Annotated in this window: 19 protein-coding genes and 1 tRNA gene; 11 read left to right on the top strand and 9 right to left on the bottom strand. The window is 69.9% G+C overall.

Translation table 11 applies throughout. From position 1 onward, the window contains the following. Nucleotides 1-113 precede the first annotated feature (113 nt). Entirely contained in the window at nucleotides 114-1,676 is a 1,563-nt protein-coding gene (locus AB0B61_RS04855; protein WP_358428055.1) for an ABC transporter substrate-binding protein, read from the top strand. A 7-nt stretch (nucleotides 1,677-1,683) separates the two neighbouring features. Here the strand turns inward: AB0B61_RS04855 and AB0B61_RS04850 are convergent, their stop codons facing one another. After that, nucleotides 1,684-1,854, bottom strand: coding sequence for a hypothetical protein (locus AB0B61_RS04850; RefSeq protein ID WP_358429359.1), 171 nt, complete (start codon nucleotides 1,852-1,854; stop codon nucleotides 1,684-1,686). A 20-nt stretch (nucleotides 1,855-1,874) separates the two neighbouring features. On the opposite strand from AB0B61_RS04850, the gene AB0B61_RS04845 reads away from it, so the two are divergent. After that, nucleotides 1,875-2,501, top strand: coding sequence for a hypothetical protein (locus AB0B61_RS04845; protein ID WP_358429317.1), 627 nt, complete (start codon nucleotides 1,875-1,877; stop codon nucleotides 2,499-2,501). A 10-nt stretch (nucleotides 2,502-2,511) separates the two neighbouring features. On the opposite strand, the gene AB0B61_RS04840 is transcribed toward AB0B61_RS04845, so the two are convergent. Further along, a complete protein-coding gene (locus AB0B61_RS04840; protein WP_358428052.1) occupies nucleotides 2,512-3,714 on the bottom strand; it encodes an MFS transporter in 1,203 nt (400 codons plus the stop codon). A 73-nt stretch (nucleotides 3,715-3,787) separates the two neighbouring features. Between AB0B61_RS04840 and AB0B61_RS04835 the strand changes: the two genes are divergently transcribed. From AB0B61_RS04835 to AB0B61_RS04820, 4 genes are all read left to right on the top strand, one after another. Then, nucleotides 3,788-6,586 carry an AAA family ATPase gene (locus tag AB0B61_RS04835; RefSeq protein ID WP_358428049.1) on the top strand — a complete coding sequence of 933 codons (2,799 nt, stop codon included), beginning with the start codon at nucleotides 3,788-3,790 and terminating at the stop codon, nucleotides 6,584-6,586. A gap of 66 nt (nucleotides 6,587-6,652) precedes the next feature. Then, on the top strand, nucleotides 6,653-8,053 hold the full coding sequence (locus AB0B61_RS04830) for an AlkA N-terminal domain-containing protein (RefSeq protein WP_358428046.1): 1,401 nt from the start codon (nucleotides 6,653-6,655) through the stop codon (nucleotides 8,051-8,053). After that, nucleotides 8,050-9,237, top strand: coding sequence for an MFS transporter (locus tag AB0B61_RS04825; RefSeq protein ID WP_358428043.1), 1,188 nt, complete (start codon nucleotides 8,050-8,052; stop codon nucleotides 9,235-9,237). Before AB0B61_RS04830 ends, AB0B61_RS04825 begins: the two co-directional genes overlap by 4 nt. Before the next feature lie 133 nt (nucleotides 9,238-9,370). Then, the gene (locus AB0B61_RS04820) at nucleotides 9,371-9,607 is read left to right on the top strand and encodes a hypothetical protein (protein ID WP_358428040.1); all 237 of its coding nucleotides are present in this window, start codon (nucleotides 9,371-9,373) and stop codon (nucleotides 9,605-9,607) included. A 6-nt stretch (nucleotides 9,608-9,613) separates the two neighbouring features. On the opposite strand, the gene AB0B61_RS04815 is transcribed toward AB0B61_RS04820, so the two are convergent. Next, entirely contained in the window at nucleotides 9,614-10,570 is a 957-nt protein-coding gene (locus AB0B61_RS04815; protein WP_358428037.1) for a cobalamin biosynthesis protein, read from the bottom strand. Then, nucleotides 10,551-11,336 carry an aminoglycoside phosphotransferase family protein gene (locus tag AB0B61_RS04810; RefSeq protein ID WP_358428034.1) on the bottom strand — a complete coding sequence of 262 codons (786 nt, stop codon included), beginning with the start codon at nucleotides 11,334-11,336 and terminating at the stop codon, nucleotides 10,551-10,553. Before AB0B61_RS04810 ends, AB0B61_RS04815 begins: the two co-directional genes overlap by 20 nt. Before the next feature lie 95 nt (nucleotides 11,337-11,431). On the opposite strand from AB0B61_RS04810, the gene AB0B61_RS04805 reads away from it, so the two are divergent. Continuing rightward, the gene (locus AB0B61_RS04805; protein ID WP_358428031.1) at nucleotides 11,432-12,166 is read left to right on the top strand and encodes a ZIP family metal transporter; all 735 of its coding nucleotides are present in this window, start codon (nucleotides 11,432-11,434) and stop codon (nucleotides 12,164-12,166) included. Between the two features lie 53 nt (nucleotides 12,167-12,219). On the opposite strand, the gene AB0B61_RS04800 is transcribed toward AB0B61_RS04805, so the two are convergent. Then, on the bottom strand, nucleotides 12,220-13,173 hold the full coding sequence (locus AB0B61_RS04800) for a tyrosine-type recombinase/integrase (protein ID WP_358428028.1): 954 nt from the start codon (nucleotides 13,171-13,173) through the stop codon (nucleotides 12,220-12,222). Between the two features lie 92 nt (nucleotides 13,174-13,265). Between AB0B61_RS04800 and AB0B61_RS04795 the strand changes: the two genes are divergently transcribed. Further along, nucleotides 13,266-13,339 (top strand) — tRNA-Arg (locus tag AB0B61_RS04795). A gap of 209 nt (nucleotides 13,340-13,548) precedes the next feature. Here AB0B61_RS04795 and AB0B61_RS04790 read toward each other — a convergent pair. The 4 genes from AB0B61_RS04790 to AB0B61_RS04775 form a co-directional block, all read right to left on the bottom strand. Continuing rightward, nucleotides 13,549-14,331 carry a hypothetical protein gene (locus tag AB0B61_RS04790; protein WP_358428025.1) on the bottom strand — a complete coding sequence of 261 codons (783 nt, stop codon included), beginning with the start codon at nucleotides 14,329-14,331 and terminating at the stop codon, nucleotides 13,549-13,551. A 357-nt stretch (nucleotides 14,332-14,688) separates the two neighbouring features. Next, a complete protein-coding gene (locus AB0B61_RS04785) occupies nucleotides 14,689-15,228 on the bottom strand; it encodes an integrase core domain-containing protein (RefSeq protein WP_358428022.1) in 540 nt (179 codons plus the stop codon). A 7-nt stretch (nucleotides 15,229-15,235) separates the two neighbouring features. Beyond that, nucleotides 15,236-15,850, bottom strand: coding sequence for a helix-turn-helix domain-containing protein (locus tag AB0B61_RS04780; RefSeq protein WP_358428020.1), 615 nt, complete (start codon nucleotides 15,848-15,850; stop codon nucleotides 15,236-15,238). 221 nt (nucleotides 15,851-16,071) lie between these two features. Further along, nucleotides 16,072-17,007: a LysR substrate-binding domain-containing protein gene (locus AB0B61_RS04775; protein ID WP_358428017.1), complete on the bottom strand. Its 936-nt coding sequence runs from the start codon at nucleotides 17,005-17,007 to the stop codon at nucleotides 16,072-16,074. 170 nt (nucleotides 17,008-17,177) lie between these two features. Here AB0B61_RS04775 and AB0B61_RS04770 point away from each other — a divergent pair, with 170 nt between their 5' ends. From AB0B61_RS04770 to AB0B61_RS04760, 3 genes are read left to right on the top strand one after another with little or no spacing between them, the layout of a single operon-like run. Further along, nucleotides 17,178-17,450, top strand: a complete 273-nt coding sequence (locus AB0B61_RS04770; protein WP_358428014.1) for a hypothetical protein — start codon at nucleotides 17,178-17,180, stop codon at nucleotides 17,448-17,450. Next, on the top strand, nucleotides 17,451-17,732 hold the full coding sequence (locus AB0B61_RS04765) for a hypothetical protein (RefSeq protein ID WP_358428011.1): 282 nt from the start codon (nucleotides 17,451-17,453) through the stop codon (nucleotides 17,730-17,732). Nucleotides 17,733-17,775: 43 nt separating this feature from the next. Beyond that, entirely contained in the window at nucleotides 17,776-18,438 is a 663-nt protein-coding gene (locus tag AB0B61_RS04760; protein ID WP_358428008.1) for a hydrolase, read from the top strand. Nucleotides 18,439-18,605: the final 167 nt, after the last annotated feature.

Below are 18,605 nucleotides of genomic sequence, written 5' to 3'. Positions count from 1 at the left end.
GCCCAGAGAATAGCAATTCGATCTCTGGATTGGCTAATTTTTCGGGACTTTTGGACTTTTGGCGGGCATCGTGCAGTAAGTTTCGGCGTACATCCGTCACAGAGGGAGATGCGTTGCGCCGTCGACTCGCAGCGGTCGCCGCGCTGGTGCTCTCCATCGCCGCGTGTTCGACCCCTACAGAGGTACGGCAGGCACCGGCCGGAGAGTCGCCGTTCGTCTACGTCCAGAATCTGGACGTGATCACCGACTGGGACCCCAGCCGCTCGTACTCCAACGAGATCATCGCCCTGCAGAACATCTACGAGACGCTGACCGTCTGGAACCCGGTGACCAAGAAGTCCAGCCCCCGGCTGGCCACCGCGTGGCGCTCGTCGGCGGACGGCAAGACGTGGACGTTCACGCTGCGCTCGGGAGTCACCTTCCACACCGGCCGGCCCCTGGACGCCGCGGCGGTGAAGGCGTCGATCGAGCGGACCATCAAGGGCGCGACCGGGGCGTCCTACATCTGGGACGCGGTGTCCGGCATCCGGGCCGACGACGCGGAGACCGTGACCTTCACCCTCAAGTACCCGGTCCCGCTGGACCTGGTCGCCTCCTCCGGCTACGCGGCCTACATCTACGACACCCAGGCCGCGCCCGATCTCGGCAAGTGGTTCCAGGAGGGCCGGGACGCGGGCTCGGGGCCGTACACGGTAGCGAGCTGGCGTAAGGGCAAGGAGAAGGAGCTCACGCTCAAGTCGTACGACGGCTACTGGGGCGGCTGGAGCCAGCCCCACTACCGCACGGTCGAGTTCCGCGTCATACCCGATCCCGAGCGGGCCTGGAAGATGCTGGTCCGCGGCGACGTGAGCTTCGTGGACCGGCTCAGCCCGCGCCTGTTCGCCAGAGCGTCGGTCACGCCGGGCCTGCGCACGTCCGAGCGGGCGTCGTTCCAGACGGCGATGCTGCTGTTCAACACGGCCGCGGGCCCCATGGCCGACGTACGGGTACGGCGCGCGGTGCAGAAGGCCGTCGACTACCAGGGCATCATCCGGGCGCTCAAGGGCGCCGCCTCACCGACCAGCGGCATCGTGCCGGAGGGGCTGCCCGGCCACACCCCGGGACGGGTGCCGAAACAGGACCTGGTGGAGGCCGCGCGCCAGCTCCAGCTGGCGGGCTACGGCCCCACCGGCCGGCCCCTGCGGCTGCGGCTCACCTACGCCGAGGGCGACAACGACGAGCGACTGCTGGTCACCCGGCTGCAGGCCACGCTCAAGACGCTCAACGTCACGCTGGACGCGCGGGCGATGCCATGGAATGCCCAATGGGAGCAGGGCAAGAAGCGCGGCCAGGACATCTTCGTCATGTACTGGTGGCCCGACTACGCCGATGGCTACTCGTGGTTCGGCAACGTCTTCCACAGCGCCGACCCGCCCCTGTTCAACCTGACCTATCTGAAGGACAAGCGGACGGACGCGCTGCTCGACACGCTGCCCGAGCTCACGGTGACGGACAAGGCCGCCGCCCAGCGAGGCTTCGAGCAGGCCACCAGCCGCGTGCTGGACCAGCGGGTCGCCGGGGCGCTGCCGTGGGTGGTCAACTACCAGCGGGCCTATCTGGGCGGCATCCAGAACTATGACGACAACCCGGCCTACCCGGACGTGGTGTTCGTCTACGACCTGCGCCCGGCCGGCTGAGCTCTGTTCATGGCCTCACTTCGTGAGGCGGTGGTGCTGCTTGGACGCGGTCGCGCAGTCGTTGTTTGATCTCTTCGGGGGTGTAGGCGCGGCGGCGTCGTTCGGCCCGCGCGATCGCCACCCCGGTGGCCGCGACTCCCGCGACCCCGGCCAATCCGAGTACCTTCCACCAACGCATGTGCCTAGGCTAGCTGTGTGCTGACTCTCGACGAGGCCGTGAGACTGACCAGGACCGGCGATCTGTGGGTCTTCCGCGGGCGCTCGGTGCCGGACCGCGCCATCCAGACGATGACCAACAGCCCGATCAACCACGTCGGCATGGCGATCGTCGTCGAGGACCTGCCACCCATGATGTGGCACGCCGAGCTCGGCAGGTCACTGCCCGACCTCTGGTCGGGCACCCACCAGCGTGGGGTGCAGCTGCACGACCTGCGCGACGCGGTCACCGTCTGGGCCAACAGGTACGGCCAGCGTGCCTGGCTCCGCCAGCTCGAACCCGAGGCGACCCCCGAGATGGAGGACGCGGCCCTGCGCGCGGTTGCCCGGCTCGACGGCACGCCGTTCCCCTCCACCGCGAGGTTGGCGGCCCGCTGGGCCAGGGGGCGGGTCCCGCAGCTGCGGCGCCGGCTGGGGGAGAGCACGCTGGAGAGCGCCTATTGCGCCGAGATCGTCGCGGTGACGTACGAGGAGATGGGGTTGCTGCCCGGTGGGCGCCGGCCCAACTGGTACGACCCCGGCCGGTTCTGGAGCGGCGACTCTCTTGACCTCGTGGGCGAGCACAAGCTGGGCAACGAGATCACGGTGGGCGTCGAGCGGACCGGCTGACCCGCGTTTTTCAGCGGGTGCGCCGCAGCGCCAGCGGCAGGGTGGCGGCGACCAGCGCCGCGGTCACGGCGAAGCCCACGGGGTAGCCCGTGTGACCGATGAACAGGCCGAACCCCATCGCGCCGACACCCATCCCCGCGTCGTAGGCGAGGTTCCACAGGGCGCTGACCGGGCCGGCGGGGCCGCGTTCGAGCATCAGCGCCAGCGTGGCGTTCTGCAGCACCCCGAACCCGATGCCGAACAGCGCCATCCCGGCCACCACCGCGACCGGCTCGGCGGACCAGACCTGGAGGGCGACGCCGACGGCGGTGACGAGGACGCCGGGCACCAGCAGCCGCTCCGAGCCGTGCCCGTCCCCGACCTTGCCCGCCCACCAGCGGGCCAGCGGCGTGCCGATCGACTGGGCGAGCAGCGCGCCCGAGGCCAGCTCCGGCGACCCGGCCAGCGGCAGGAACGTCACCAGCACGCCGACGGCAAGCGTGACGGCGGCGAAGATCAGCGTGGGCCGCATCTGGCTCCGCAGATCGAACGTCCCGGCGGGCTTGGCGCCAGGCCCGCTGGTGGGCGCTGCGTCGGGCCCGGTGGTGGGCTCTGTGCCCGGCCCGCCAGTGGGCGCGGTGGTGGGCTCTGCGGCGGGCCCGAGGGCGGGTAGTCCGAGTACCGCGACCAGTCCGGCCAGTGGGATCAGGCCGCCCACGACGAGTACCGGGGTGAAGCCGAGCACTCCGGCCGCCCACAGGCCCAGCGGCAGCCCGATGACCGACGGGACACCCACCGCCACGCCGTACAGGCCGAGTCCCTCGCCACGCCGTTCAGTGGGCACCAGCTCGGCGGCCAGCGCGGTGCCCGCGACGACCAGGATGCCGAGCCCACCGCCGCGCAGCAGGGCCACCGCGAGGATCAACGGCAACCCCGCCGAGAGGGGGAGCAGCAAGGAGGGCAGGCCGAGCAGCACCAGACCGAGCGCCAGCACGGCGCGGTAGCCGTACCTCGCCAGCAGCCACGGGACGGCCAGCTCCAGCAGGACCGTGGACAGCATCATGACGCCGGTCGTCAGCCCCACGCCGGTCTCGCCCGCGCCGCCTGACGCGGCGTAGAGCGGCATGGTCGCGAACAGCAGGTAGAACCCGAGCAGCCCACCGGCCGCGGCGGCCATGGTCATGACAAACGGGCGGGTGAGCAGCGAGCCAGAAGGGGCGGGGTGGGTCAACATAACTCAAACGGTGCCGGAGGCGCGTCCTAGGCACATCCGGCATGATGCGTAGCCGCCTCTTCATAATGGGGATGTGTTCGTCGGACGTCAGAAGCAGCTCGCCGCGCTGGCGGCCGCCCTGGAGCGCACACCGGGCGCGGTGCTCGTCGTCGGAGAGGCGGGCATCGGCAAATCGGCCCTGGTACGCGAGTTCACGCGCGGCGTCGGCGCGCTGGTCGCCGAGGGTGGCGCCGACCCGGGGACGGCCCTTCAGACGGCGGCCGCACACGGTGTCCAGGCGGCTGTCCATGGTGGTCAGGCGGCTGCGCACGGCGTTCAGGCGGGCGTGCACGGTGTCCAGGCTGGCGTGCATGGCGTTCAGGGCGGTGTGCCGTATGCGGTGTTCGTGCCGGTGCTGCGCCGTCTGGTTCGGGAGTACGGGGCCGGGCTTGTTCCCGGCGGTGGCCGGAAGGGGCTGGCTCGGCTGCTGCCCGAGCTCGGCGAGCTGGAGGAACACCCGGAGCTGGGGCGGGCACGGCTGTTCGAGGAGGTGCTGTTGCTGGTCGAGCGGGCGGCCGAGCGGCGGCCCGTGGTCCTCGTGCTGGAAGATCTGCACTGGGCCGACCAGGCCAGTCGCGACCTGCTGGTGTTCCTGCTGCGCAACCTGACGCGGCCCGGCGTGCTGGTGATCGCGACCTCGCGCGAGCCGCTGCGCCTGCCCATGGCCGAAACCCTCAAGGTCCCGCCATTGGGCCGCGACGAGGTGGCGCGCATGCTCGGCGGCAGCGACGGCGAGCAGGTAGTGCCACTCGGACGTGCCGATATCGACCGGATCGTGGCGCGTAGTGAGGGCAACCCGCTGTTCGTGGAGGCGCTGGCCGACGCGGGCACCGCCGCCACGCCCGCGTCACTGCGCGAGCTGCTGCTCGCCGGAGCCGAGCGGCTCGGCCGGGCCAGTCTGGACGTGCTGCGGATCGCCGCCGTGTCGTCGTCGGTCTCGCCCTCGTACGGGGGGAGCAGGACGCCGCACGAGGTGCTGCGGGCCGTGGCGGGGCTGGACGACCTGGCGCTCGACGAGGCGCTGCGGCCGGTCGTGCGGGCTCGGCTGCTGCTGGTGGATGGGGACGGCTACGTGTTCAGGCACACGTTGATCCGGGACGCCGTCTACGACGACCTGCTGCCGGGGGAGCGCATCCGGCTGCACACCCGCTGCGCCGAGGCACGGCCCGAGCTGGCCGCCGACCACTGGTACGCGGCGGGCGACCGGCGTCGCGCCTTCGAGGCGGCCTGGCGGGCGGGCCGATGGGAGCGCGTACTGGAACTGTGGGATCGGTCCGACCTGCCCGAGGGTGATACGGAGCTGTGGGGACGGTCCGACTCGTCCGAGGGCGGTACGGACCTGCGGGATCGGTCCGACCTGCCCGAGGGCGGCAGGGGACTGCGGGGTCGGTTCGATCCGGCCGATGGCGGTATGGATCATGCGGCCGTGCTGGAGCTGGCCGCCAAGGACGCGCTGCACGCCGGTGACGCCGAGCGGGCCGAGGAGCTCGCGAGCCGGGCGCTGGACGAGGTGCGTGACCCGCTGCGGGCCGCCCATCTGCTGGAGCTGCGGGTGGCGATCCGCGACCTGCTCGGCGAGGAGGGGCTGGCGGACCTGCGGGAGGCGATCCGGCTGGCGCCGCGCGAGGCCCGGCTGATCGGCGCCCTGGCCAACACGCTGGCCTGGAACGGCCAGGACGCCGAGGCCCGTACCCATGCCGAGGACGCGCTGGCGCTCGGCGACGCCAGGTCCCTGGTGACGCTGGCCGCGCTCACCGCGCTCGAAGGCGACCTGGTGACCGCGTCGCGACTGCACGCCGAGGCGCGGGCCGCCGCGCCTGACGACGACACGGTGCTGGCCGCGTACGCTGGCGAGGCCGACGTGCTGGAGGCGGCGGGCGAGCACGCCAGGGCGGAGGCGGTCGCGCGCCGGGGCATGGCGCAGGCCAAGCGCCTGGGCATGGCCCGCTCGCGCGGCGCCCACATCGCCGCGAACCTGGCCGAACCCCTGGCTTCCCTCGGCCGCTGGAAGGAGGCGCGCGAGGTCATCGACGCCGCCCTGGCGCTCGACCCGCCGCCGATCCACCGGGCCTGGCTGCTGATGGTGCTCGGCACGGTCGCGGTGTGGGAGGGCTCGCTGGCGGAGGCGGCCGACGTTCTGGAGCGGGCCAGGCCGCTGATGCGCGGGCGCTCGCGCGGCTACGACTCGTGCCTGGAGCCCGACCTGCTCGAAGGCAGGCTCGCGGTCGCCGCCGGTGACGTGGAGCGGGCCGGGCGGCTGGCCGACCACGTGCTGTCCGCGCACGACCTGACGCTCAGCCGCCGCTACGCCTGGCCGCTGCTGGTGATCGCCGCGCGTACGGGCCGGGTGCGCCAGGCGCCCGCGGGCATGGAGACGACGGGGCGGGTCCAGGAGGCGTACCGGGCGACGTTCGAGGCCGAGTGCGGGGGCTCGTGGGCGGCCGCCGTGGCCGCCTGGCGGACGGTCGGCCAGCCGTACGCGCTGGGACAGGCCCTGGTCAGAGCGGCCGAGCAGGATCCAGGGGCGGCACGCGAGCTGCTGCGTGAGGCCGCCGCCATCGCCGAGCGGCTGGGCTCGGCGCCGTTGCGGCAGGAGGTCGAGGGGGCGGCGGCCAGCGGAAAGGTGCGCCTGACGGCCGAACCGGGGTTGTCGGCGCGGGAGCTGGAGGTGCTGGAGCTGGTGGCCGAGGGGTTGAGCAACAGGCAGATCGCCGAGCGGCTGTTCATCTCGGCCAGGACCTCGGGCGTCCATGTGTCCAACATCATGGCCAAGCTCGGCGTGGCCTCCCGGGTCGAGGCGGCGGCACTGGCCCGCCGTACCGGGCTCCTGTAACGCTGTCGTCGGCGTCCGATCGTGGCTAGCCGCCGCGCTCCGGGCCACGTCACAGTGGGTCGGGTGATGGATGCTGACAATCTGTACGCGGTGCTCAGGAGCCGCGACCGGCGCTTCGACGGGCGGTTCTTCGTCGGGGTCGTCACCACGGGCGTCTACTGCCGGCCGAGCTGCCCGGCGGCCATGCCCAAGCCGGAGAACCTGCGGCTCTACCCCACGGCCGCGGCCGCCCAGCAGGCGGGCCACCGGGCCTGCAAGCGCTGTCGCCCCGATGCGGCGCCCGGCTCACCCGACTGGAACCTGCGGGCCGACGTGGCCGGCCGGGCGATGCGGCTGATCGCCGACGGGCTGGTGGACCGGGAGGGCGTCTCGGGGCTGGCCGCCCGGCTCGGCTACAGCGAGCGGCAGTTGCACCGGCTCCTGCTGGCCGAGCTGGGCGCCGGGCCGCAGGCGCTGGCCAGGGCGCAGCGGGCGCAGACCGCGCGGATTCTGCTGGAGTCGACGGGGTTGGGGGCGGGGGAGGTGGCGTTCGCGGCGGGGTTCGCGAGCATCAGGCAGTTCAACCAGACGATCAGGCAGCTGTACGGGCTGACGCCGACCGAGCTGCGGTCCCGCACCGCCGGGAACCACGGAAACCGGCCGGACCCCGCGACCGAGCGGGGCTCCGCGGCAGTGCACGGCGCGGTGACCGCGGCCGGATCGGTGGTCGGCTCAGGCTCGCGGGCTGTCCGCGTCGAGGTGCGGCTGGCCTACCGGCCGCCGTTGGACGCGGAGGCGCTGTTCACCTACCTGGCCGCGCGGGTCGTGCCCGGCGTCGAGGAGGGCGGGGCCGGGTTCTACCGAAGGTCGCTGCGCCTGCCGTACGGGACAGCCGTGGTGGGCGTGACGGACGGCGGCGATCACATGCGGTGCGAGCTGCTGCTGGCGGACGTCAGGGACCTCGCCGTCGCCGTGCGGCGGTGCCGGGTGCTGCTCGACCTCGACGCCGACCCGCGCGAGATCGAGGAGGTGCTCGGAGCGGATCCGGTGCTCGCCCCGCTGGTCACGGCCCGTCCGGGGCTGCGCTCGCCGGGCCACGTGGACCCGGCCGAGCTGGCCGTGCGCGCGGCGTGCGGGCAGGGGGAGGAGCTGGCGGAACTGGTCGAGCGCTTCGGCGAGCCGCTCGGCAGTCCGGCCGGAGCGGTGACCCACCTGTTCCCGCCGATGGCGGCGCTGGCCGAGGTCGTCCCGATCGCCGAGGCGCTGGTCACCGGGCGGCTCACGCTCGATCCGGGCGCCGATCGGGACGAGGCCGAGCGGCAGCTGCGCGCCGTACCCGGCGTGGACGAGCGGACCGCCGCCTACATCCGCATGCGGGCGCTCGCCGACCCCGACGTCTTCCTGCCCACCCAGCAGGTACGGCAGGCGCCCGCGAGCTGGCGCCCATGGCGCTCCTACGCCCTGCACCACCTGTGGGCCGCGGCATGACGCTCACCGTTCTGGCCGCGCGGGACTTCCGCAGGCTGTGGATCGGCTCGTCCATCTCGCTGGTCGGCGACGGCATGACGCTCGTGGCGCTGTCCTGGCTGGTGCTCAACGGGCCGGGTGGCGTCGGCGCGCTCAGCCTGCTGGCCGCTTGCTACACCGCTCCGGTGCTGGCCGGCGGGCTGGCGGTGGGCCCGCTGCTCGACCGCTTCGACAAGCGGCACGTGCTGGCCGCCGACAGCCTGATCAGGGGTTTCGCGGTGGCCACCGTGCCGCTGACGGCCGTGCTGGGCGGCGTGCCGGGGTGGCTGCCGTTCGTCGTGGCGGCCCTGCACGGCCTGCTCAAGATGGTGCCCATGGCCGGTGTGCCCGCCGCCATTCCGGATCTCGTCGAGCCGGACGCGCTCGACAAGGCCAACGCGCTGGAGTCCCTGGCGTACGCCGTGCCCGGAATCGTGGGCTACGCCCTGGCCGGGACGTTGATCGACGCCATCGGCGCGGTGAACGTCCTCGCCCTCGACGCGGTGAGCTATCTGTGCTTCGCCGTGGCCGCGCTGCTGGTCCGCACGCCACTGCGGCCGCACGTGACGCCGGAGACGGGCCGGCCGCGCCTTGGCCACCTGCTGCGCGATCGGGCGCTGGTGCGCACGACACTGGCGTTCATGGCGTTCAACATCGCCGAGGGCGCCCTGGTGCTGGTCGCCGGGCCGTGGCTGGCCAAGGATCGGTTGCCTGGCGGCCCGGCCACGCTGGCGCTGCTGCTCAGCGCCCTGTCGGTGGGCGAGCTGGCGGGCGGGTTCCTGGCCGGGTCGTGGAAGCCGAACGTCAGCCGGATGCGGGCGATCGGGCTGGCACAGCTCCTGGCGGCGGCCGGATTCCTGGCGCTGCTGGCCGTACCCGACCGGTGGGTGCTCACGGCCGGGTTCCTGCTGATCGGGGCGGCGGGCGTGGTGATGACCATCTGGGCCCAGTCGCTGCGCATGGAGCTGATCCCGCCCGCTCTGCGCGGCCGCGCGTTCAGCGTGCTCCGTACACTCATGCAGGCCACACCGCCGGTCGGCGCCGCCGTCGTCGCCCCTCTCCTGGCCGGTGGCGACCTCACGCTGACCGCCGTCCTCATGGCCGCTCTGGCCGGGTTGCCCGCCCTTCTCCTGCTCCTGCCGCGCTCGGGGACCGGTGCGGTGTGACCTCGCCTTTCTCCACATTGATGACCTGTAATGGGGCGCGTAATTCACTACTGCACAAAGCGGCTTATCTGAGTACTCTGGTGCCTTCAGCTTGTGCGGGGGCACACTCCTTGACTCTCGAAGGAGCGTCTCTATGGACGCGTCCGATAGCCGCGTTGTCGTCTTATTCATCATCGTCGCGCTCGCCCTGTTCGTCGCGGGACGTCGCTTCCAGTCCATGGTCTCGGCCCGGCAGGCCTGGCGGCACTCCATGCGGGCCGTGCCGATCAGACGGCAGTCCACAGGAAGCGCGGTCAGGGTGATGTTCGGGGTCGGCGTGGTCGTGGTGATCGCGTTCTGGTTCGTCACGAACCTGCAGAGCCTGACGTAGGCCCTCCTAGCGGCGGCGGCGCAGGCCCCAGGCGGCCAGCACCGCGATTCCGGCGGCGGTCAGGCTCACCGCGCGGGTGAGGCGCACCGCGCGCCGGACGTCCGCGGGCTCGGGCTTGGGGCCGTCGCCCATGGTCGGCCGGTGCTCGGTTCTGCCGCCGTAGACGTTCGTGCCGCCCAGCGTGAGGTCGAGCGCTCCGGCGAACGCGGCCTCGCACCTGCCCGCGTTGGGGCTGGGATGGCGGTGCCCATCTCTTCGCAGTACGGCCAGCGCCTGCGCCCGGTTCGGGGCGACGAGTACGGTGATCAGCCCCGTGAGCCGGGCCGGCAGGTAGTTGGCCACGTCGTCGAGCCTGGCCGCCGCCCACCCGAAACGTTCGTAGCGGGGGGAGTGGTGGCCGATCATCGCGTCCAGCGTGTTGATCGCCCGGTAGGCCAGCAGCCCCGGCACACCCGCCACGGCGCCCCAGAAGAGCGGGGCCACGACGGCGTCGGAGGCGTTCTCGGCCAGCGACTCGACGGTGGCCCTGGCGATCTCGGGCGCCTCCAGCGCGGCGGGGTCGCGGCCGCACAGGTGGGGGAGGCGGGCGCGGGCCCTGGTCAGGTCGTCGTCCTCCAGCGCCGCGGCCAGGTAGGCGCCCTCGCGGGCCAGCGTGGTGCCGCCGAGCACCGCCCAGGTGGCGACGGCCGTCAACGCCGTACGGGCGACGGGGTTCGCGACGCGTTCGGCGAGTACGCCCAGGCCCGTGGCCGCGCCCGCGCAGAGGGCGACGTGGACGACGCCGTTCGGCCTGGCGTCGCCGTAGAGGGCCCGCTCCAGCCTGGTGGCGGCGCGGCCGAACAGCGCGACCGGGTGGGCCGCGCGCGGGTCGCCGATGACGGCGTCGAGCGCCACTCCCAACGCGATGCCCACCGGCCTGGCGGTGTCTTTAGGTGGGTGGGACTTAACTGACCAAATGCGCATGGAGCTTATCTTCGTGCTTGTCCAGCCAGACGGCGGCCCGGCGGATGCGCTCGCCCGCGCCGCCCGCCCACATCCTGGCCCAGCTCCCGCCTGTCGCCGCCCGGTCGCGCATGACCGTGTAGGAGCGCTGGAACCGGAGCCTGGCCAGCTCCAGCAGCCGTCGGCGATCACGCGGCGGCACCCCGTACGCGTCGCAGAACAGGCGCAGCCGCGCCCCCACGTCCAGCCCGCGCTGGAGCGGTGCCAGGTCGACCGGGTCGCCGATGGGCGCCCAGTGCCTGAGCGTCGTGACGACGTCGAACAGCCGGGTCGTCGGCCGGGCCAGATCGAAGTCGATCAGCGCCCGAGGCCTTCCATCGCGAAATATCACGTTTTGAACGGTTAAATCGCAGTGCCCGATGACCTCCGGGGCGGCGTCGTCGTTCGAACCGCCCTCCCATCCGCCGCGCGTCAGCGGGAAGCCCTCCGTCGCGTCGTGGAAGTCGCGCAGCAGCTCGGCCAGCCGTACCAGAGCCTCGTCGGTGACAGTCACCAGGCCGAGCCCGACCGTACCGGGAACATAGGTGAGGATCTCGCGCCCGAGCCCGTCCATGCCCACGACGCGCGGCGCGCCCTCGAACCCGGCGGCTTCCAGGTGGCGGAGCAGAGCGTGCACGGCGGGCGTCGACGGGCTCGCCGGTCTGCGGACGGTGTCACCGACCCGGACCACCCCGTCTGTCACGTCCCCGCCCTGCAAGGGGATCTCGTGCAGGAGCGTCGCGACCATGCCCAGAAAGCTTAGACCCTTTTGCACCCCTCCCGCCTGGCGTTTTAGCGTGTCGCGACTCTGTGACACGTACGCGCCCCCTAGCCTGGAGCCTCATGCCGATCATGCTGTCGTTCGCGGCATTCCTGATGACGCTGCTCGGCGGGCTGGTCGCGCATCGCGTCAAGGAACGCCGTCACCTCGTCCTCGGCGCCGCCGCCGGCGTCATGCTCGGCGTGGTGGCGTTCGACCTGCTGCCGGAGGCGCTCTCCCGCGACCCGGCTCAGCTCGGCGGGGTGCCGGTGCCGATGCTCATGTTCGCGCTGGCGTTCCTGGGCATCCACAGCGTCGAACGTTCGATGGGCATGCACGACGCCCACGAAGGCGACTACGCCTCACACCGCCACTCCCACGCGGGCGTCGGCCTCGTCGCCGGCGCCGCGCTCGTCGTCCACAGCTTCCTCGACGGCGCCGCGATCGGCGCCGCCTTCCAGACCGACACCACGCTCGCGGTCGCGGTCGCGATCGGCGTCATCGCGCACGACTTCACGGACGGCTTCAACACGTACACGATCACTTCCCTGTACGGGAACGCGCGCCGCCGGGCGCTGATTCTGCTGGGTCTGGACGCTCTGGCGCCGGTGACGGGGGCTACGTTGACGTCGCTGATCGCGATTCCGGCGGGGGTGCTGGGGGCGTATCTGGGGATGTTCGCCGGGTTTCTGCTGTACTTGGCGACGTCGGACATCCTGCCGGAGGCCCACACCACGAGCCGCGCGGCGGGTCCGACGCTGCTGGCCACGGTGGCGGGGGCGGCGTTCATGTGGCTGGTGATCGCCCTGACGGACTGACGCGCTGCTGTTCGTGGTCCGTTACGGGCAGCCGGCGTTGGCGGCGCTGAGGTTTAGTGACGTTCGGCGGCGGCGCTGAGGTATCGGCGTACCATCTCCACGCTCTTCCACCCGGTGATCCGCATCAGATCGAGCGGATCGCCGCCCTTCTCCAGATAGTCGTCGGCCATCGTCTGCCGGAACCGGTGCGGATGCAGCCGCCCCGGGATCCCCGCCTGCCGACCTCGCCGTTCCAGCATCTGCTGTATGCCGGTCGCGGTCAGCCGCCGCTGCCCACCTTCGGCCGTGATACCGCGTACCGGAAGCCAGAGCCAGGGCGAGGCCGCGTGCGGATGTCGCGTACGGGCCCGCAGATACCGATCGATCGCCGCGGCGGTCTTCGGCCCGATCGGCACCAGAAGCGCGTCCTCACCTTTACGGACGATCCGCAGCGACCGCCGATCCAACCACACATCCCCGACCCGCCCGGCTTGAGTATTGTCCCGCTGCTCATCGGTGGGACCGTGCCGGAGCCCGGCCAGCCAGGACAGCCGCATCCCGTTGTCCATGAGCACTCGCACGATCGCGGTATCCCGACGATCCACCCAAGACCCCCCGGAACACACCTCCAGCAACGCCTCAAGCTCCCGATCAGCCAGCATCTCGACCGTCCGACCGGCCCCCTTCGGCGGGTCGATCCCGTCCATGGGCGTCCCCGAGATCCGCTCCTCTTCCGCGATCAGCCAGTTGAAGAACACCCGCAGGTTGCGAAAATGCTTGCGCGCGTTCCCGGAACTGGTCGCGGCCGTACTGGCATCGAGAAACGCGCGTACGTTCGCGGCGTCGACCGCCTCCACCTCCACGGGCATCCCGCGCTCGGAGAGAAACCGGGCCAGGACGCGTACGCTGTCGAGGTAGCTCCGGATCGTTCCGGGTGACTTGTCAGCCGCCTGAAGGGACAATTCCCAGGAGGGCACCATGTCGAGCAGGGGAGGCGAAGGGGGCATCTGTCTTCGGGATCGCGCCATGGCCCCTCCAAATCCGATACTGTTCGATCGGCGTATGATTATGCTACCGTCTCTCCTGGTCGGCTGACATGCTGGTCAGAGGCCGAATTCGAGCGCCCTTAGCTCAGCTGGATAGAGCACCGGACTTCTAATCCGACGGTCGCAGGTTCGAATCCTGCAGGGCGCGCTTCATCGGATCAGCACAAAAGGGCCTCTGACCTGCGTTAATGCGGGTCAGAGGCTCCCTTTGCATGTCCGGCTGTCTACGGCTCTCACTGATCGTTTGCGGGCGTCCACGCCCAATGCTTGCCCACGACCCCGTGCACGGTTCCGGCCAGGCCGTCCTTGAGAACCTCGGCGCAGCAAAGCACCCTTGCGCCATCAGCCCCGGAGACGTCAATTGCAGGAAGTCTCGCTGCACAGTTCGGTGGTTGTCTTGCGGCGATCCGGCGCCTTGATCGACACCTTATTACCCCACCGGCTGTAGTGAGTGTCGACATGAATGACCGTACCCACCAGGTCGTCAGGGCCGTTGACTAACGTGAACATGCTCTCCACCCTGCTGACCAGGCCGGGTGGGATCAGCGTGAGGGTGTAGGAGATCTTTGTTTCATTCTCCCAGCCGGCGCGGTCCGAGTGCTTCATCCAGGGTGAGACCTTCCGAAGCTCCTTGAAGGTGATCGCGCCGGTCACGGTATTCCCGTTGGTCCGCCCGTTCTTCAGTAGCGCGGCCATGGTCGCGGGTTCGGTCGGGTTGATGAGCTGCTCGTCGTCGCCGAGCGATCTGGTGTGCCAAAGGTAACCCTGGTCGGAATGTTTCAACCAGATCTTGCCCTTTTGCAGCCGTTTCCCTACAAGACCGCCGGACCGGTAGCTGGTGCCGCCGCTGTCGTGGTTGAAACCGATGACACGTTCGTGTCCGTACTCGCCTCCGGTGGTGGTGACGTCCAGGGCTTTGACGCCGCCCTTGGCGTTGAACTCGAAGACACCCTCACGCCGACGTTCCGCCCGTTCGTCGACGCCCTCTAAGAGCGTCGCCGTCTCGGTGAAGCGCACGCCGTGCCCGGTTGCCAGAACGGCCTTCAGCGCCTGGACGGGGTCCTTGATCACTGCCTGCGCCGGAGTAGCGCCCGCTAGGAGAGCACCACAGGCCGCTAAAGTTGCGATCATCTTTCTCATGGTGATGATCCTGCCGCAGTCGGGTCACGTGCGGAATGCGGGTCAGATGCGACCATGAAAGATCCGTTGAGGATAGCCTTCGATACCGGTATGTCCGTGGTCGTACAAAGTGGTTCTGGCGCAAAGTGTGTGCTGTTGTGACCGAGCGTGATCTCGTCCTCGTTAGTAGCTGCGGAGGAGGATCTTCCGTAGAAGGTCGAATCCAGGATTCGGCGCAGGGATTATAGCTGCCGATGACAGGTTTCGTGCGGCCGAATCCTCTCGCCTGTAGTTAGTTGAGGTGGGTGGCGACGGTCCAGGGTTTGAACCGGTGAGCGTGTGCCGCTCGAATATTGAGTTACGTGGCCTGAGCTGCGGTTAAGCGGCGTGGTGGTATTCGCTGATCATGCCTGCGACGACGGGTTTTCGGCGGATGGATCGCAGATCGTTGAGGTCGGTCGCGTCGCGGGCAGCCTGCGTTGCGGTGTCCGGGGGCCGTTGTTGCCGGGATTGGTGCGGTCGATGCTCGTTGTAGTGGATCAGGTATTCGTGGAGCACGCGGGCCAGGTGGCGTTCGTTGAGGATCAGGATGCGGTCCAGGAGTTCGCGACGTAGGGTGCCGATGACGCGCTCGCAGATGGCGTTCATCCTCGGCGTCCGCGGCAGCGTTGCGATGATCCGCAGCCCTTCGGCTTGGAAGACCTCTCGGAAGGCGGAGGTGAAGAGTGGATCCCGATCGTGGATCAAGAACCGCAGCCCGGCGATGCGATCACCTAGGTCCATCAGCAGGTTGCGGGCCTGTTGCACCGTCCATGCCCCGGTCGGGTGCGCGGTCACTCCGGCCAGGTGCAGGCTCCGGGTGCCGTGCTCGATGAAGACCAGCACATACAGCCGTTTGAGCAGCAGCGTCTCGACCACGAGGAAGTCACACGCGATGATGGCGTGGGCCTGAGCGGTCAAGAACTGCCGCCAGGTCGGCCCGGCGGGGCGCCGGATCGATACCGGCGGCGTGCAGGATCTCCCACACCGTGGAGGCCGCGATCGGGTAGCCCAGCCGAGCCAACTCGCCTTGGATTCTCCTGTGACCCCAGGTCGGATTCTCCCGAGCCATCCGAACGATCAGTGCCTTGACTGACGGACGGGTGCAGGGCCGTCCCGGGCGCCGCCTGTCGGTGAAGGTCCACTTGCGCGCTACAAGGTTGCGATGCCAGCGCAAGATCGTCGCCGGGGTGACTGGAAACACCTCCGCCCACTGGCGACGGCGAATCAGCCTCGACAATGCCGCAAGCCAGAGCCGGTCGGCGTGACTCCACCGCGGCCGGTCACCGAGCTGTCGGCGCAGCACCTGATTCTCGTGACGGAGCACCAGTAGCTCAACGTCCTTGGACAGATCAGAGCGGATCAGCACCGCCAGCAAGCCGAACGAGCACCTCACCAACCGGTAGACTAGCGACAACAACACCTCGTAATGGTCGCAGCCGCCCCTGGTCATGCCGCAAAGGCCCAGTTCACAGCACGAAGCCGAGTTTTCGAGCAGCACACCACGCCTGAAATTCCGCGCCGGTCAGCCGAAGGCCGGGCGGGCTTACCGCGCGGCCCCGGAAAGCACGGCTGGCCATCCGAGCGAACCCCCAGCTTACGCGGAATGCCCAGGAAATTCGACGTTGGGCTTACGTCCATTCCACTGTGGATGGACGTGGCCCGGTGCAGGCGTTGTACATGCCGTTCGGTGATCGAGGCTGCGGGTCGCAGCGTCGCACGCTACGTGATGGGGTTGCGTAGCCATTTGTTGCGTTCAGCGCATCGTCGGGCGGTGTCGACGACGCTCGCGATGGCGGGTGACGGATCGTTCGTGGGCCACAGCACGGAGAGTTCTGCCATGATCGGCGGATCGACGACGTCACGAAGAACGATGCCGGGGCTGGTCTTCGCGGCGTGCTCAGCGAACGATGTCGGGGCCAGGCTGACCTCGCGTCCGCTGGAGAGCCGGGCGAGCATGGCGTTCACCGGTGGTTCGTCGAATGCGCAAATATCGGGTGAGAAGCCCGCCTCGTGGCACGCGGCGACGATGGCGTCGTAGTACGCCGGGGCGTGGTGGCGGGCGAACAGCAGCAGCGTCTCGTCGCGGAGGGCCGTCACCGGGATCCTCGGTGCGTCAGCGAGGCGGTGGCGAGCGCTGAGGACTGCGGAGACGGGCTCTTCGCGGAGGAGCTCGCCATTTACGCCGTCGAGGGGCTGCGGTGAGAGAGCGAGACCGGCGTCCAGGTCGCCGGCACGGAGACGTTCGGGAATCTCGGCGCTGAAGAACTCTCGAGCGTCGACCAGGACGTCTGGATGGTCTTCCCGGAGAGTGTCCAGGAGCGCCGTGAGCGTGTCGAAGCTTGTCACCGGTGTGTAGCCCAATCGAATCGTCGTCGCGATCCCTGCCCCGGCCAGCCGGGTGAGCTGCACGGCTTGCTCCAGCGCGGCCAGCGCTTTCGGCGCCTCGCGAGCCAGTGTCCGGCCCGCGGCGGTGAGCTGCACGCTCCGGCTCGAACGCACGAACAACGGGGTGCCGAGGGTCTCCTCGAGCTTGCGGATCTGATGACTCAGGGATGGCTGAGCGATGTAGAGACGCGTGGCCGCGCGACCGAAGTGGAGTTCCTCGGCTACGGCCATGAAGTAGCGGAGGACACGGGGGCTGACATCGATAGACAAATCCTACCGCTGGAGGTCCGGACAAGTCTTGGACGCCCGCCGGATGGCCGCCGTAGTGTCGTTCTCACGACGTGGGAGACGTTCCAACGTGCCCCGTCGAGCCTGGTCGGAGCCGGTTTCGGTTCGCGTGACCGGCCGACAAACCACCTCAGCCTCGCAAGGAATGAAGCATGAACATCACCGTGATCGGACGAGGCAACGTCGGCGGCGGGCTGGCCGGCCTGTGGGAACGTGCCGGGCACCAGGTGACGCGGCTGGGGCGTGGAGGCGGCAATGTCGGCACCGCGGACGCGGTACTGCTCGCCGTCCCGGGAACCGCCGTGGAGGTGGCGCTGTCATCCGTCGTCGGGCTCGAGGGCAAGACAGTGCTCGACGCCACGAACCTCTACGGCGGTGCCCGGCCTCCGGCCGGGTTCTCCTCCAACGCCGAGTACGTCCAGTAGGTGACGGGCGGGCCGACGGCGAAGGCGTTCAGCACCAACTTCGCCTCTCTCCTCGGGCAGGTCGCCGATGCCCGTGTACGGCCGAGCAACCTGTGGTCCGGTGACGACGAAGTCCAGGGCGTTGTCAGGCAGCTCAGTCTCGACGCCGGATACGAGGCGGTCCGCCTTGGCGACCTGAACATGGCCGCCACGCAGGAAGGCCTGGCCGACCCGATGTTCGCGATCGCGCAGTCCGGACTCGGCCAGTTCGTCTACCGGCTGGCATCACCCGAACAGCTCTGACTCTGACCATCGAACGTTCAGCCCATCACGCAGAAGGAACATAGTGACGCGCACCGCAAAGACCGGACTCGAGGCACTGCTCACCCCCGAGGAGAGCGTCCTGGTGCTCATCGACCACCAGCCCTACCAGTTCACCAATCTCAACAGCCATGAACCAACCATGATCGTCAACAACGTCGTCGGCCTCGCCAAGCTCGCCAAGGCGTTCGACGTCCCCACTGTGCTGACCACGGTGATCGAAGAACGTGGCGGTTACCTCATCAAGGCTCTCCAGGACGTGTTCCCGGACCAGAAACCGATCAACCGCACGTACATCAACACCTGGGAAGACCGTCGTGTCGTCGACGTCGTGGAGAAGACGGGGCGCAAGAAGCTGATCATCGCCGGGCTGTGGACGGAGATCTGCGTCGCCATGCCCGCCATCCAGGCGCTGGGTGAGGGCTACGACGTCTTCGTCGTCACCGACGCCTGCGGCGGGGTCAGTGCCGAGGCGCACGACATGGCGGTGCGCCGCATGGAGCAGGCCGGCGTGGTGCCCATCACCTGGATGGCCGTGTCCGGGGAATGGCAGCGCGACTGGGCTCGCGAGCCGACGCCCCCCGAGCTCACGCAGATTCTCCAGGAACACGGTGGCGCCAGCGGGATCGCGTTCGCCTGGGAGCTGCAACTGCTGGCCACACCCACCACCGATGGAGCTGGTGCGTAGCGCCGACGGACGCTGAGCCGGAGGCGAACCTGGGGCACGTGGCGTGCCCCAGGCCGCCTTCGGTGCGGTCACATTCGGAATCGGGGGCGAGTGGGAGCATCCCCGCGTCATCCAGGTGCGATTCCAGAGCGTCACCGACGCCGGTCCGAAACGATTCAAGCACTCGT

The sequence above is a fragment of the Nonomuraea sp. NPDC049158 genome, from assembly GCF_040648335.1.
Taxonomy (GTDB): Bacteria; Actinomycetota; Actinomycetes; order Streptosporangiales; family Streptosporangiaceae; genus Nonomuraea.
Note: the sequence above shows the minus strand (reverse complement) of the source record. Positions and strands in the feature narration are given on the sequence as shown.

Excerpts from the sequence above, each read along its gene's own strand:
- AB0B61_RS04850 (WP_358429359.1), bottom strand. The coding sequence starts at position 1,854 with ATGCGTTGGTGGAAGGTACTCGGATTGGCCGGGGTCGCGGGAGTCGCG.
- AB0B61_RS04840 (WP_358428052.1), bottom strand. The coding sequence starts at position 3,714 with ATGTTGACCCACCCCGCCCCTTCTGGCTCGCTGCTCACCCGCCCGTTT.
- AB0B61_RS04830 (WP_358428046.1), top strand. The coding sequence starts at position 6,653 with ATGGATGCTGACAATCTGTACGCGGTGCTCAGGAGCCGCGACCGGCGC.
- AB0B61_RS04825 (WP_358428043.1), top strand. The coding sequence starts at position 8,050 with ATGACGCTCACCGTTCTGGCCGCGCGGGACTTCCGCAGGCTGTGGATC.
- AB0B61_RS04820 (WP_358428040.1), top strand. The coding sequence starts at position 9,371 with ATGGACGCGTCCGATAGCCGCGTTGTCGTCTTATTCATCATCGTCGCG.
- AB0B61_RS04815 (WP_358428037.1), bottom strand. The coding sequence starts at position 10,570 with ATGCGCATTTGGTCAGTTAAGTCCCACCCACCTAAAGACACCGCCAGG.
- AB0B61_RS04810 (WP_358428034.1), bottom strand. The coding sequence starts at position 11,336 with ATGGTCGCGACGCTCCTGCACGAGATCCCCTTGCAGGGCGGGGACGTG.
- AB0B61_RS04805 (WP_358428031.1), top strand. The coding sequence starts at position 11,432 with ATGCCGATCATGCTGTCGTTCGCGGCATTCCTGATGACGCTGCTCGGC.
- AB0B61_RS04800 (WP_358428028.1), bottom strand. The coding sequence starts at position 13,173 with ATGGCGCGATCCCGAAGACAGATGCCCCCTTCGCCTCCCCTGCTCGAC.
- AB0B61_RS04790 (WP_358428025.1), bottom strand. The coding sequence starts at position 14,331 with ATGAGAAAGATGATCGCAACTTTAGCGGCCTGTGGTGCTCTCCTAGCG.
- AB0B61_RS04770 (WP_358428014.1), top strand. The coding sequence starts at position 17,178 with ATGAACATCACCGTGATCGGACGAGGCAACGTCGGCGGCGGGCTGGCC.